Origin of the sequence: Wenzhouxiangella sp. AB-CW3, from assembly GCF_014725735.1 — a bacterium.
In the GTDB taxonomy this organism is placed as follows: domain Bacteria; phylum Pseudomonadota; class Gammaproteobacteria; order Xanthomonadales; family Wenzhouxiangellaceae; genus Wenzhouxiangella.
Map to the genome: position 1 here is coordinate 227,290 of NZ_CP061368.1, position 14,491 is coordinate 241,780.

A 14,491-nucleotide genomic window follows, 5' to 3' on the forward strand; every position below is an offset into this window, starting at 1 on the left:
TCTCGATTCTCGGAGGTAGTGATGTTCAAGCACTGGATTGTTTCTGCGCTGGCCGTGCTGCTGGTCTCGCCATTGGCGCTGGCCGATACGGAATTGCGCCCGGTCACCCATGAAGATGTCTGGCTGATGAAGCGGCTGGGCTCGCCCACCGTCAGTCCGGACGGGCAGTATGCCGTGGTGCCGGTCACCGAGCCGTCCTACGAGGAAGATGGCACGGTGACCAATCTGTGGCTGATCACCGTTGACGGCAGTGAGCCGCCACGGCAGCTGACAGCCGCCAAGAGCGGCGAGAGCGGCGTGCACTGGCGGCCCGACGGGGCGAAGATCGCGTTTTCGGCCACCCGCGAGGATGACGAGGCCGCCCAGATCTACATCATGAACATGCGCGCGCCCGGCGAGGCCATGCGCATCACCGACCTGTCCACCGGCGCCTCCAACCCGCGCTGGAGCCCGGACGGCGAGACCATCGCCTTCGAAAGCCGGGTCTGGCCGGATGCGGCCGACGACGAGGCCAACAAGGAACGCACCCAGGAAGAAGAGGATTCCGGCATCAACGTGTCGCGTTACGAGGGCTTCCCGATCCGCGACTGGAACCGCTGGCGCGACGAGAAGCAGACCCGCCTGTTCGTGCAGGAAGCGCGCGCCGGCGCCCAGCCCACCGATTTGCTGGTTGGCACCGAGTTGGCCTCGAGCCCCGGCTACGATGGTGGTCTGCAAGCGGTGTGGACGCCCGACGGCGATGGTCTGGTGTTTTCGGCCACCGAGAACCTGCACGAGGCCGCTTTCGCCACCACCCGTCGTCATCTCTACCGCATCTCGGTCGATGGCGGTGAAGCCGAGCGGGTGGTTGGTGCCGACGACTTCAGTTGCACCGGACCGACGTTTTCATCGGCCGGCGACTGGCTCTATTGCAGTTACTCACCGATCAACGAGTGGGTCTACAACCACACCGAGATTGCCCGCGTGGCCTGGCGCGATGGCAGTGCCGATGGTGATGCCGAGGTGCTGACCGGTGACTTCGACCGTTCGGTGAGCAGCTTCGATATCAGCACGGGTGGCGAACGGCTCTATCTCACGGCTATGGACCATGGCCGCATGCGCCTGTTCGCGCTGCCGGCCGGTGGCGGTGAGGTCGAGGCGCTCGATCCCGAAAGCGACGGTGTCTATGGGGGCCTTCATGCCGCCGACGGACACTTGGTGGCGACGTGGGAAAGCTCGATCTCGCCGATCGAGGTGGTGCGCGTCGACCCCTCCAACGGCCAGCACACGGCCCTGACCGAGTTCAATACCGAACGCGCCGCCGAGCTCGACCGTCAGCCGTTCAAGAGCTTCTGGTTCACCTCCAGCAAGGACCGCGAAATCCATAGCTGGCTGGCCCTGCCGCCGGACTTCGACGAAAACAAGCAGTACCCGCTGGTACTGTTCATCCACGGCGGACCGTTCACCTCGTCGCTGGACAACGACCATGTGCGCTGGAGCCCGCACCTGCTGGCCGCACCCGGCTACGTGGTGCTGTTGACCGACTACACCGGTTCGGTGGGCTACGGCGAGGAATTTTCACGCAATATCCAGGGCGATCCGCTGGCCACGCCGGGCGAGGAGCTGGTCGAGGCCGCCGATGCGGCCATCGAGACATTCGATTTCATCGATCCCGACCGCGCTGCTGCCACGGGGGCGAGCTATGGCGGCCACCTGGTCAACTGGCTGCTGGCCACCACCGATCGCTTCGATGCCCTGATCGGACATGCCGGCCTGATCAGCCTGGAAGGCCAGTGGTCGACCAGCGATGCCATCTATCACCGCGAGATCATGAACGACGGCCTGCCCTGGGAAAGCGACGTCTGGGAAGAGCAGAGCCCCTCGACCTACGCCGAGAGCTTCTCGACCCCGACCATGCTGACCATCGGCCTGAGAGACTACCGCGTCCCGCCCAACGAGACCATCGCCGCCTGGACCTACCTGCAGCGCATGCAGGTGCCCTCGCGCCTGCTGGTCTTCCACGATGCGGACCACTGGATCATGCAGGGCAAGGAAGCCCGCTACTTCTGGGAGGAGGTGCATGACTGGCTGGCGAAGTACCTGAAAGACGAGTAGACATCCATCGGCCACGCCATCCCCGGACAGCCTTGCTGTCCGGGGGATCGGCCGATGGCTCGGAACACCATCGACACGGCCGGCAGCCCAAAGGGTCAGGCCGGCCGACCGTTGCCTCGAGTCAGGTACTCACCCACACGCAATGCGTTGGCAACAATGGTCAGCGTGGGCGGGCTCCCGCCCGAGGTCGGCATGAAACTGCCGTCGACCACATGGAGGTTGTCCATGGAATGGACGCGACACCAGGGGTCGAGCACGCTGGTTTCCGGGTTGCTGCCAAACCGGCATGTCCCGTGGACCAGATAGGATGAGGTCGCCCCTACCGCATCGTGGACAATGTCGGTGGCGCCGGCCTCGCTCAGGATCTCGCCGGCCCGCTCCGACAGGATCTCGCCGGTGCGCTGGCGTTGCGGGCAATGGCCCAGCCTGATGTGTGCGGCCGGCAGTCCGAATGCATCCTCGCGATTTTCGTCCAGGCTCATCCAGGTCTCCGAGCTGGGCAGAAAGTCGTGGAAGACCTCGTACTCGATCCGATCGCACTGTCCCAGTTCCTCGGCCAGCGCATCCAGCAGCGGTTTTCCCCACAGAATGCGGTCGTTGCGCCGGAGCACTTGCAGTGATCGCCGGAATGGCAGCCGGGCCAGCATGTCGAAGCGCAGCATGCCACCCTTGAGCAGTTCTCCACTGGCGCCATCTCCCAGGTAATAGTCGGCGACAGAAACATTCAGCATCGGATTCCAGTCCGGTTGCCGGTCGATACGCGCGCTGCCGAAAGTGGTGCCGTGAAACTGCAGGTGTCGGCCGACCAGCCCCTGTTCATTGCCCAGCCCGTCGGGGTGTCGTCCGCTGCGGCTGAGCAGCAACAGCCTGGCCGACTCGACTGCCGAGCAACTGACAATGAACAGCCGTCCGCGGGCCCGGTGCCTGGTGCCCCGCGCCCGGTCCAGGTACACCACGCCCTCCACCCGGTCCCGCGCCCCGGTCTCGAGCTCAGTGGCGATGGTGCCGGTTCGAAGTTCGAGCCTGCCGGTGGCCAGGGCGCGACGAACAAAGCTTTCCTGGCTGCTGCCCTTGGCCCCGACGGCGCAGCCGAATTCGGCACAGGCATCGCATTTCACACAGGCAGGTCGGCCCTGGTAGGGCACCGAGTTGATCGAGCGTGGTGTGGCAAAAGGCGTCAAACCCAGTCGGGTACTGGCCTGGCGCAATTGGTCTGCCATGCGATGTCCGGCCACCGGCGGCATGGGGTGCGGGCCTGATCTGGGGACGAAGCAGGGATTGCCGTCGCCGCTGACGCCGATCTCCCTTTCGGCCAGGTCGTAGTAGGGCGCCAGGCTGTCATAGTCGTAGGCCCAGTCGGCCAGGTCACCGGTTTCGCCGTGCTCGGCGGCCATGCGAAAGTCTTGCGGGTGGAAGCGGTAGAGAAATCCGCCCATGTGCACCGTGCCGCCGCCGACGCAACTTGCCGTCCAGCCCAGCGTGGAAGGAATGGTGGGTGACTGGCTGCGGCTCCCGCTCACCCAGTGCAACTCGCCTGAATCGGGCAGCAGAGCTCCCTCGCGTTGAAACCTGATCTCGTCAGGCTGGTACTGTGAGCGATCGTGGTCCTGGCCGCGCTCCAGCATCAGCACCTGCCAGCCGGCCCGGCATAGCCACCATGCCAGGGCGCCGCCGCCGGCACCGGCGCCGATGATGACGGCGTCGTACTCCCGATCAGCCATTAAAGCGTGGCATCTCCGGTCCGCGCATGCCCACCTGGCGCCAGCCGGCCTCATTGCGGTTGCCGCCACGGGCGGGGTCGCACAGATAGCCTTCCAGGCAGAACTCGATGAATGAAACCCAGCAGGCCCTGAAGCGCGCATCTTTGCTTTCGGCCAGGGTTTCGAGAATCGCCTCCCGGTCATGTCGGGCGAGCTTGGGGAACGTGGCGGTGTCGGGCAGGCCGGCCCGCGTCATCGCTGCCTGGAGCTCCGTCACCATGGCGCGCAGTTGTCCGCCACGGGGTGATTCAACCAGTCCGTGCAGATACTGCGCCACGCCGGCTGTATCCGGGCCGTGTCCCGCGGTATCCGGAATCACGTGCTCGGCCAGACATTCCAGCCACCTGCGGAACTGAGCCTCGGTGTCAGGTGCCGACATGTTCGATGCCCGTCGCGAGCGAACGATTCTGCTGCGCCTCGTACAACCGGTAGTAGTGGCCCTGCCTGGCGATCAGTTCATCGTGGGTGCCGCGCTCGACGATCTCTCCCTCGTCGAACACCAGTATCTGATCGGCCGAGCGGATGGTGCTCAGGCGATGGGCAATCACGACTCGGGTGGCTTCGACCTGTTCGACCTGCTGATGAACGTGAGCCTCGGTCAGACTGTCCAGCGCGCTGGTCGCCTCGTCGAGAATCAGCAGCTTGGGTTTCTGAAACAGCGCGCGCGCCAGTGCAATGCGCTGCTTCTGTCCCCCCGACAGTCCACTGGCACCGTCCCCGATCTGGGTGTAGTAGCCCAGGGGCAAAGCTTCGATCTCTTCGTGGATACACGCCATGCGTGCCGCCTGACGCACCTCCTCCAGGCTCGCGGCACGCTGACCATAGCTGATGTTTTCGCGCACACTGCCCTGCAACAGAAACACGTCCTGGGTGACGACGCCAAGCTGTTGGCGCAGCGCTTCGAGATCAACCTGTTTCAGGTCGGCGCCGTCGATGCGAATGCATCCTTCCCAGGCCAGGTACAGGCCGGCAAGCAGGCGGGCAAGGGTCGACTTGCCCGACCCGGACTGTCCGACCACGCCGATGAACTCTCCGGGCCTGGCTTCGAAACTCACTCCCTTGAGCACGGGTGCCTGACCACTCTCGTAGGAGAAGGTCACGTTGTCGACCTCGATGTGCCCCTCGATCTGCGGTGGAACAGCCCATGCCCTCCCATCGTCTTCGCGACGCGCCCCGAACACGTCATTGATGCGATCGAGGTGGCTGTACATCTTCTGCAGTTCGTACCCGGTATCGAGCAGCTGGTTGAGGGGTTGCAGGACATTGGTGGCCACCAGGCTCAGGGCCAGCAGCAGGCCCAGGCTCAGGCTTCCGGCCAGCACCATGTAGGCCCCGACCGCGAGGAAGAGCAATGGCCCGAAGTTGACGATGCCGTCGCGTATGGCTGACGTCCAGGCCTCAAGGCGCCCCCGTTTCAGGACGACGTTCAACTCGTCGACATACGCATCGGACCAGCGTTCCGCCGCAACATGTTCGCGACCGGATGATTTCAACGGTTCGATGCCCGTGAGGATTTGTATCTGCAAGCCCTGGGCACGACTCTGGGCAATCAACTGGTCCAGGTGCAACTGGCGGTAGTAGCGCCGTGTTACCAGAAAGACCAGCACCTGGATGCTGGCAAACGCGAGCACGATCATCGCCAGGGGGATGGAACCAAGTACCAGGACCAGCAATGCAAAGATCAGCATGCTGCCGTCCAGAACCGCCGATAGCGAACTGTTGGTCAACGCATCCCGGACAGACCGGCTGCTGTTCATCTTGATGACCAGGTCACCCGCCTTTCGTCGATCGAAGAACTCGAATGGCAGACTGATCAAGTGATCAAGAAAGTTGAATGTCAGCACCGAATCCAGCCGTGTGCGCAGGTATAGCAGCGAGTAACTCCTGAGCAGGCTGCAGGCAAAACGAAAGGCAAAGGCCAGACCAACGCCAATCACCACCACCATCAGCAGGTCGTGATCCTGTCGCGGAATGATGCGATCGACCAGCACGCCGGTCAGCAGCGGTAGTCCGAGGGCAAACAACTGCAACGCGAAGGACACGACGATGACCCGGTGCAAGACTGCCGGGTCATTGAGCAGAAGCTTGAAAAAAGGTTTCAGCTTCGATTCACCCTTCTCGCCAGGGGCAAGAGACGCCTTGGCCTCGAAGGTCAGCGCCACGCCGGTCAGGGCGCGATCCACATCAGCCAGCGGAACACGGACCTGCCCCCGAGCCGGATCCATGATCCAGATCGCGTCCTTGCCGATCCGGTCGAAGACGACATAGTGGTGAAACTTCCAGTGGAGAATCGAGCCTCTTGGCACGTAGCGCAAGTCGTCTACCTGGCTGACCCGTACTCCACGGCCAAGCAGGCCGTAGCGGCGTGCCACATTCAGCAGCACGTGGGCATTGGTGCCCCGTCGCATGGTGCCGCAGGCATCAACCACTTCGTCGAGCGTGGTGTGCCTGCCATGCATGCCCAGTACCATGGCCAGGCATGCCGGACCGCAGTCGGAATGCTGATGCTGGGCGACAAACGGGATGCGCTTTCGACGCCCGAGGCTGACCCTTTCCAGCGACGTGAAGCGACGGGCGAGATCAAAAATCGATTTCATCGGGTCAATCCACCTATAGTCCCGGAATCAGGGCGATCGCGACGGGTTCCGAACCAATCTGCACCTGTCCGGATACCAGCATGCCGTCGTGCAGCGGATACTGCCGACCCTGGTACTCGAACACCGGATCGAGAATGCGTGCGCGGGCATGGACCAGCGTGCCGGTCAACTGCAGGCTGTCACCCAGGCCGTACCCGATCTGTCCCCGGGCTTCCTCGACACCGATCAGTTCACTGTCCACTTGTTCCAGCTCAAGCTCCAGGCGAGATTGCGGATAGCCCAGAAGCTCCAGCAGCACCTGCTGTCCCGGTTCGATCTGCGGACGCAGTTGCCCCGGCAGAAACAGGCTGACCACGTTGGTGCCGCGTGCATCACCCTGTGTCAGCAATACCTGGCCGGCGACCACCGGCTGCCCCGGACGTACGCGCACATCGCTGACCGTGCCGGCACTCTTGGCCGTGACCTTGAGTTCGTCAAGCTGCGATTGCGCACTTCGGTAGTCTGCCCGGGCCTGTGCCACCTGCTCGGCCTGTTCGTGATTGAGCAGCCAGCGCTGAACAGCGTCCCGGTAGTTGTCCCGGGCCAGGATGTACTGGTCCAGCTCACGCTGTGAATGGAACTCGACGAGCACATCGCCTTCCTCGACCCAGTCGCCGCTGGCCACCCTGACTTCGTCGACCGTGCCGGAAATGCGGGCCACGATCTGGGAGTCACCACCCAGTCTGACCACGCCCTGCCCATCGGCATAGGTGCTGATTCGAGCCACCAGCGCGTAGACCACTGCAATGACCAGCACCAGTACCAGTACCCGATAGGTCCAGATGGTCCACCCCGGCCCGTTTCTCAGTATCGAGTCCAGTTCAACGTCGCCCTCATCCCGTGCCTTGAGGGCGGCAGGACGAAACAGGCTGTCGGAAGATTCACTCATCGGGAAGCTACCGGGTCGCTCGCTGCCGAATTGGTGGCAGGCAACGGCTGCACCGAAACACCACGGCCCAGCAGCCCGATTTCCTCAGACTCCAGGCTGGCTTCGGCGACAACCAGTCCGGTAACCACGTCACTACCTGGCGCAACGGCAACGACCGTGGCCGTGGCCGAAGCGTCAATCAACATTTTATCTCCAACCTGAACGTTGTACCGGTCTGATTCCGGAAAGGCAAATCGCACCAGCAGGGAATCCGGCTTTACGATCTCGAACATCACATCACCGGTGCGAATCCTATCCCCCTTGCGTACCCTGCGTTGCTGTACCAGTCCTCCGATCGGAGCAACCACGGAGGTGCGCTGCTGCTTGAGTAGCAGTAGTTCATGATCCGCCTTGACCGCTTCCAGTTGGGCTTTTGCTGATGCCACCCCTGCCTTTGCAGCTTCGTACAGCTGCTCTGCCATACCCAGTTCGTCAAGGGAAACACTGGCCCCGGCCATGTAACGTCGGTCGAGCTCGCTCTTGCGCAGGGAGCGCATCGAGTTCTCTTCCGTGACCTGGGCTTTCGCCATGCGCAGCTCGGCTTCCGAACGTGCAATCTCGGATTTCAGTTCTTCAAGATTGATGACAGCAAGTTGTTGTCCGGGAATCACGGGTTGACCGATCAGGACTTCAACCTCTTCAACCGTTCCATCCAGTTCGCTGCTTACCTTGACGGCTTCGGCAGGGTATACGACGCCTACCCAGCCTTCGTCCGACGCAACGGCAAGTCCGACAGTCAGAACAATGGTCAGAGCGCAACCAGTGAAAAGGCGGCCGGTGGTGCGCACGGCCGGATTCGACAACATCAATGCCAGGAGCATGCCATTCCCTCGCCAGTACAAACTCGAATGATTAAGCCCCCGTTATCTGCATTCTAATCAGCCCCTGAAGAGGCAGTCAACCATCATCAACTCAGCATCTTGATGCAGATCGCATGCATTAAGGTACGGTTCTTGATGAAGCGTTCCTTGCGTGAAATCGATAATTTTCCCAGCGCTTGACATGCTGGATTATCCGCCTATACCATCGGTGGCAGGCTAAAAAACAAAAGGCGCTGAAGCCGAACAGTCTGGTTGGATAGCTCAGTTGATAACGTCAGATCAAATCAACTGATAAAGCCAACTTACCAGCTGAAGTTTTCAGTAAAAATAATGGCGGTCGGGGGGTCGATCCATTGGATTCATGAAGCCATTTCGTTCTGGGCTGGCATGTTCCTTTTGTTTGCAAGGCGATTCGCACCTCCATGGTGTGGATGTTGGCGATGCGTCATGTCGCCAACCGGGACAGAAAACGTGCTTTCAGCGTTTTCTGAGTTTGACCCGAGAGGGTTTTTTCTGTAGACAAAGAGGAACGCAACAATGAAAAACGAACTCATTGAAATGATGCGCAAGAACGTTCAGGCCGACCAGTCGGCTGACCAGGTCAACGTGATTGACGACGAAGCACTCAAGAGCATCAATGGCGGTTGCGGCGGCATGGGAGGATGTCAGCCCAACCCGTTCTCGGCCACCCTGTGCCCGGACGGAACCTGGTACCAGTGCCCGTAAGCGACAGGCTTTAGGTACACCGCATGGTGGCTACGGCCACCATGCGGCTCTCTCAACCAGTGCCAGGTGTCATGACCATACACTTCGATGGGTGATCGTTCTGTAGCCCCTGCCTGAATATCCTTGCTCCAAACTTGGTGAACCTGATGCAGCCGGCCCATGACTCCAGTTCAACTGACTGGCTGGTCCCCATCATGGCCCGGCAGTTTCCCGATCTGGCGCGTCTGTCCTTTCAGCAATCAGTAGAACATCATTTGCATGATGTTCGAACAGTTCTGCTGAAACAATCAACCGACCCGGGCCGGGTTGATCCCGGTTCAGTACTTGCAAGTGTTCAGCTACTGCTGAACGACGAACTCGTTAATCGATTGACACCGGTCGTGTTCCGGATGTGTGAGTCGATCATCGCGGTTGGCCCAGTCGAAATCGGCGACTCCGAACATGACTTGCGGCAGTGGATTGAACGGCATGGCCTCGATCTCATGTCGGGCGCTTTCCCGCTGCTTCCCGACACCGTCGGTGGCATTCTTTCGCGGCAAGCCAGGGCAATCGCCGAGGCCCTGCAACGCTACTTTGAAAATCATGCGCTGATCGAGCAGGGTTTGCTGCATGGAAGCAGTGGTTCGCTCAGGCGAATCACGCCCCTGGGTGAAGAAACTCATAACGAAGGACAACGCCCACTGCGTTTCGAATTTTCGTCGGGCCACACGGTGGTATACAAGCCACGCAGCCTGGGTATGGAAGCCAGCTTCCAGTGGTGCCTTGAGAAAGTACTGAAGGCTCGCGGCAAGTCATCGCGGCGGCAGCCAGCCATCGTCGACCTCGGCACGCATGGCTGGATGGAATGGATCGAAGCCGTTCCGGCGCGCACAAGGGAACAACTTGAAGCTTATCACTACCATTTTGGTCTGCAGCTCGCGGTTGCCGATTTGCTGGGAATGGGCGACATGCATTCGGAGAACGTGATTGCTGTCGCCGATGAACCGGTGATGGTCGATTGCGAAGTGTGCGTGGCAATCGACTTGCCCTGGTATGACCCACCCCAGATCAGTCACTTCGATACCGTGCTGGGGCTGGGCCTGCTGCCATGGGAGGTGGTGGGTAGTGGGGTGCGGACCAGAAACCGGGCAGGGCTGGCCACCTCGGCAAAGGCTTTGGTGCACGAGTGGCAGGTCAGCGTTGACGATGATGCGCGACTGAGTCTTTCCAGGGTGGAGAAATCGATTGACGCCACGCATAGTCCTTTCCTGGGGAACAGCCTCAAGCCGGACTGGCCATCCCTGGGTCGACGGCTGGCCGATGGTTTTCGAGACGGCGCCGACAGCATTCGAGAACTGCTTGACCAAGCCGATTTCTCCGACACTTTAACCCGGCGTCTGGATGGGCAGATCGTGCGCATCCTGCCACGCACGACGTGGCATTACGCTCGCCTTCAGTCCGCGCTGCACGGCGCGGAGGGTCTGGCCGACAAGCGCGCCAGAGGCCAGCTACTGGCGAAGCTCGAACTGGCCGATGCCCGCCACCCCGGCATCAGCCAGTTGGCTTCCCATGAGCAATCCAGCCTGCTTGCGGGCGACGTCCCCGCATTCCACGGCCGGCTGGGCTCGCGCGAACTCATCTGGCAGGGGCAGTGCGTGGCTGCAGACTTTTTGCCCCCTTCGGCCACTCAGGCCCTCGGTCGGCGGTGGCGGCGGCTTGGTGCTGCAGATACCGAGCGACAAGTCCGATTGATCCAGCAGACATTCGGTCTCTACGAACTGCCCACGCTGCAGTGCAAAGATTCTGGCAGCAACGTGCCCGCCGACCCCCGAAGCCTGGCCGCCGAGGTGGGCGAGTGGCTGCTGTCCCGTCAGACCAGCGACTACTGGTTCGAAGCCAACCTGGCCGGTGATTCGGCTCGCGTGGCCGGCATCGACACCAGCCTGGAAACCGGCGTGCTGGGGATATCGGTCTTCTTTGCCGGTCTCGCCGCGGCCGGTGAAGCGCAATTCGAGGATCATGCCCGGCGCCTGGCCAACGTTGCCCTGGACAGGAGCGAGGCCGCATTGCTGGACACGGGCCCGGGTGGCCATGCCGGGCTGGGCGGGCTGATGTTCAGTCTGTGCAGCCTGTCCAGTCTGCTGGACGATGCGGCCTGGATCGAACGGGCAGAGCGGCTCCTGCCCCTGCTTGAACAGACGGTTGCCCGGGATGAACGGATGGATCTCATGGCCGGTTGCGCCGGCGCCCTGGCGGCGGCCACCGAACTGGCAAGGTGCACCGGAAGCCCGGACGCCATGCGTTGCGCGCAAGTCGCCCGCGAAAGAATCCTGGCCCATCATGTCCCGGCCAATCCGGGGTGTGCCTGGCTGTCCTGTACCACGGCCGATGGTCGGCCCTTGCCTGGCATGGCGCATGGCAGCAGTGGTATCCGCATGGCCTTGATGCGCCTGCAATCGCTGGATCCGATTGCCGAGGTCGACGACAGGGTCGCCGGGGCTGTCGAGTTCGAGGCGGCCGGATTCGACTTCGAGCTGCGGCGTTTCGATGCTCGACACCCTTCTGCTCATGATCGACAAACGACCATCAAGGGCGAGGCATGGTGCAACGGAACGCTGGGTATTGCCCTGGCCGATGTCGATATCGGTCAGCAACAAGCCCGGCATGGTAGTGCGCTCATGCACGCCGCCCTGGGCGGTGTACACGGTCGCCTTCAAACAGACAACCACAGCCTGTGTCACGGCGATCTCGGCAATTTGCTCATGCTTTCCCGGCTCAAGCCGGCCTATCCCGATGCCCTGGGCAGTCTTGAACTCGAAGTGATCAGAGACCGCTTGCTCTCGGAGCTGTCGAGTGGGCCGATACATTGCGGCGCACGACCCTTCAGGACGCTTCACGGGATGATGGCCGGACTGGCCGGAATTGGATACGGTCTGCTACTGCTGGACCATTCGGACTGGCCCGATCCACTGCGCCTGCGCTTGGGACCTCTCTAGCGGGGGACAAGCGCCTTGACGCCGATTCTGGTAAATTCGAGCGCTTTGGCCCGACAGGTCGCCGACAAGCGACAGGAACAGGAATCCGTCAATCATGCATTATCTGCCCACGACTCTGCTGCGGTTTTTCGTACTGGCACTCATCTCCATCTGCCTGGCAGCCGCCGCGGTTGCCGCCCCCATCATCCAGCCCGGCAAGCCCGGGGAAGACAGCCGCGAGATTTCGGCCGAAGATGCCATCAAGCTCGCCGCCGTGCGCTACTCGGCCGCCGATGTGCAGTTCATGACCGACATGATTCCGCACCATCAGCAGGCGCTGGACATGACCGTGCTGGTCGCCGATCGCACGGCCCGCAACGGCATGATCGAGCTGGCCCGTCGCATCGAGTCTTCGCAGAAGGACGAGATTGCCTACATGATCGAATGGCTGAGCGCGCGCGGCGAGCCGGTGCCCGACCGTGACTGGCGCGCCCATGGACACCATCATCATCACCACGGCATGGAGGGCATGGCGACCGAGGAGCAGATGGAAGAACTCGAAGCGGCCAGCGGTGATGACTTCGACACCCTGTTCCTCGAGCTGATGATCGAGCACCACCGCGGTGCGCTGGTGATGGTCGAGGACCTGCTCGACGCGCGCGGCGCGGCCCAGGATCCCGAAGTGTTCGAGTTTGCCCGCGACGTCAAGAACGACCAGGATGCCGAGATCGACCGCATGACTGTCATGCTGGCCAGCTATTCGCCCGATCCGCGCACCGGCCTGGCCGCCGGCTTTCGCGATGCCGGCGAGGCGATCCACAACATGGAGTTGCTGGTCTCGTTGCCCAAGCCCGACGGCTTCTTCGATCCGGACAACCCGGCCGCCCTGCCGACCAGCCGCCTGCGTGAGTTGCAGGCAGAAGACAATGGTGAGGAACCTGAAGAGGACGAAGCCCGCGATCGCCCCTCGCTACTGGATTTTGCCAACACCGACATGGCTTTCGCCGACGATTTGCTGGCCGTTGGCAATTACCACGGCTTCAAGCTCTACAACATCGCTGAGAACCGAACCCCGGAATTGGTCAGCGGCGTGGTCTGCCCCGGTGGGCAGGGCGATGTGTCCATCGTCGGCGATCTGCTGATCATGTCGGTCGAGCAGTTCCGTGGCCGCACCGACTGCGGGCTGCTTGGCGTGGCCGGCAAGGTCAGCGACGATCGCTTCCGCGGCCTGCGCATCTTCGATATTTCCGACCCGGCGCGCCCGAAGCAGGTCGGCCAGGTGCAGACCTGTCGCGGCTCGCACACCCACACCGTGGTTGCCGGTCCGGGCGAGGATGGCAAGCTCATTGTCTACAACTCCGGTACCGCCCCGGTGCGTGAAGAGGAGGAGATGGACGGCTGCATCGACGAGGACCCCTGGCGCGACGATCAGACCGCGCTTTTTCGCATCGACGTGATCGAGATTCCTGTTGATCGGCCCGAAGACTCGCGCATCGTGCACTCACCGGCGGTCTTTGCCGATCCCGATACCGGCATCCTGGCCGGCCTGTGGGAGCGCGGCGATCACGGCCCGGACACCCAGACCTCGGCCGAGACCAACCATTGCCATGACATCACGGTGTTTCCCGACAAGCAGATTGCCGCCGGCGCCTGCTCGGGCAACGGCATCCTGTTCGACATCTCCGACCCGGTCAATCCCGAGCGCATCCATGAAGTGGTCGACCCGAGCTTTGCCTACTGGCACTCGGCCACCTTCAGCAATGATGGCCGCAAGGTGATCTTCACCGACGAGTGGGGCGGCGGGACCCGGCCACGCTGCCGCGCCTCCGACCCGCTGACCTGGGGTGCGAACGCCATCTACGAGATCGTCGACAACGAACTGGTGTTCCGCTCCTACTACAAGATGCCGGCCCCGCAGACCGAGCAGGAAAACTGCGTGGCCCATAACGGCTCGCTGCTGCCCGTGCCCGGCCGCGACATCATGGTGCAGGCCTGGTACCAGGGCGGCATCTCGGTGTTCGATTTCACCGATGCGTCCAGCCCGAAGGAAATAGCCTTCTTCGACCGTGGTCCGATCGACGAGGAAGCACTGGTCACCGGCGGCTACTGGTCGGCCTACTGGTACCGCGGCCGCGTCTACGGCACCGAGATCGTGCGTGGCCTGGATGTACTCGAACTGCTGCCCAGCGACTACCTCAGCGCCAACGAACTGGCCGCGGCACGGCTGGTCGACCAGGGTGATGCCTTCAATCCCCAGCAGCAGGACCAGGTCAGCTGGCCGGCCGAGCCGGTGGTGGCACGTGCCTGGCTCGACCAACTCGAGCGCGGCAAGCGTCTCGATGAGACGGAACTGGCCGCGATTCGCGAACTGCTCCGAACGGCCGACCACGTGCTGGCCAACGGTGAACCGGCCGGTGAGCTGCCAGAGCAACTGCGCGCTTGGTCGGCCAGAGTGGCCGAACAGGCCCGCGACCATGAGGGTCAGACCCGCCACCGCCTGGCGGGCCTGTCCGGCACGCTTGAGGGCGTGGCCGGTCGGCTGAATTGATCGCCCGGCCACCCGGCAGCCTGC

General features: G+C 62.5%; 9 protein-coding genes. 4 read left to right on the plus strand and 5 right to left on the minus strand.

Annotated features, from left to right (window positions below; genetic code table 11):
• Positions 1-21: 21 nt before the first annotated feature.
• Complete coding sequence (locus IC757_RS00995) at positions 22-2,094, plus strand: S9 family peptidase (protein ID WP_190975555.1); 2,073 nt, start codon at positions 22-24, stop codon at positions 2,092-2,094.
• 95 nt (positions 2,095-2,189) lie between these two features.
• Here the strand turns inward: IC757_RS00995 and IC757_RS01000 are convergent, their stop codons facing one another.
• The 5 genes from IC757_RS01000 to IC757_RS01020 are packed head-to-tail and all read right to left on the minus strand — an operon-like array spanning position 2,190 to position 8,239.
• Positions 2,190-3,815, minus strand: coding sequence for a GMC family oxidoreductase (locus IC757_RS01000; protein WP_190975556.1), 1,626 nt, complete (start codon positions 3,813-3,815; stop codon positions 2,190-2,192).
• On the minus strand, positions 3,808-4,233 hold the full coding sequence (locus IC757_RS01005; protein WP_190975557.1) for a gluconate 2-dehydrogenase subunit 3 family protein: 426 nt from the start codon (positions 4,231-4,233) through the stop codon (positions 3,808-3,810). Before IC757_RS01005 ends, IC757_RS01000 begins: the two co-directional genes overlap by 8 nt.
• Positions 4,220-6,451 (minus strand): peptidase domain-containing ABC transporter, encoded by a 2,232-nt coding sequence (locus tag IC757_RS01010; protein ID WP_190975558.1) that lies wholly within the window; start codon positions 6,449-6,451, stop codon positions 4,220-4,222. Before IC757_RS01010 ends, IC757_RS01005 begins: the two co-directional genes overlap by 14 nt.
• Before the next feature lie 13 nt (positions 6,452-6,464).
• Positions 6,465-7,379, minus strand: a complete 915-nt coding sequence (locus IC757_RS01015; protein WP_190975559.1) for an efflux RND transporter periplasmic adaptor subunit — start codon at positions 7,377-7,379, stop codon at positions 6,465-6,467.
• Positions 7,376-8,239: an efflux RND transporter periplasmic adaptor subunit gene (locus IC757_RS01020; protein ID WP_190975560.1), complete on the minus strand. Its 864-nt coding sequence runs from the start codon at positions 8,237-8,239 to the stop codon at positions 7,376-7,378. The genes IC757_RS01015 and IC757_RS01020 overlap by 4 nt, the downstream gene beginning before the upstream one ends.
• Positions 8,240-8,776: 537 nt before the next feature.
• On the opposite strand from IC757_RS01020, the gene IC757_RS01025 reads away from it, so the two are divergent.
• The 3 genes from IC757_RS01025 to IC757_RS01035 all read left to right on the plus strand — a co-directional run bounded on the left by IC757_RS01025 (position 8,777) and on the right by IC757_RS01035 (position 14,467).
• Positions 8,777-8,965 carry a hypothetical protein gene (locus IC757_RS01025; RefSeq protein WP_190975561.1) on the plus strand — a complete coding sequence of 63 codons (189 nt, stop codon included), beginning with the start codon at positions 8,777-8,779 and terminating at the stop codon, positions 8,963-8,965.
• A 146-nt stretch (positions 8,966-9,111) separates the two neighbouring features.
• Positions 9,112-11,940 (plus strand): type 2 lanthipeptide synthetase LanM, encoded by a 2,829-nt coding sequence (gene lanM / locus IC757_RS01030; RefSeq protein ID WP_190975562.1) that lies wholly within the window; start codon positions 9,112-9,114, stop codon positions 11,938-11,940.
• 94 nt (positions 11,941-12,034) lie between these two features.
• On the plus strand, positions 12,035-14,467 hold the full coding sequence (locus IC757_RS01035) for a DUF305 domain-containing protein (RefSeq protein WP_190975563.1): 2,433 nt from the start codon (positions 12,035-12,037) through the stop codon (positions 14,465-14,467).
• Positions 14,468-14,491 lie beyond the last annotated feature (24 nt).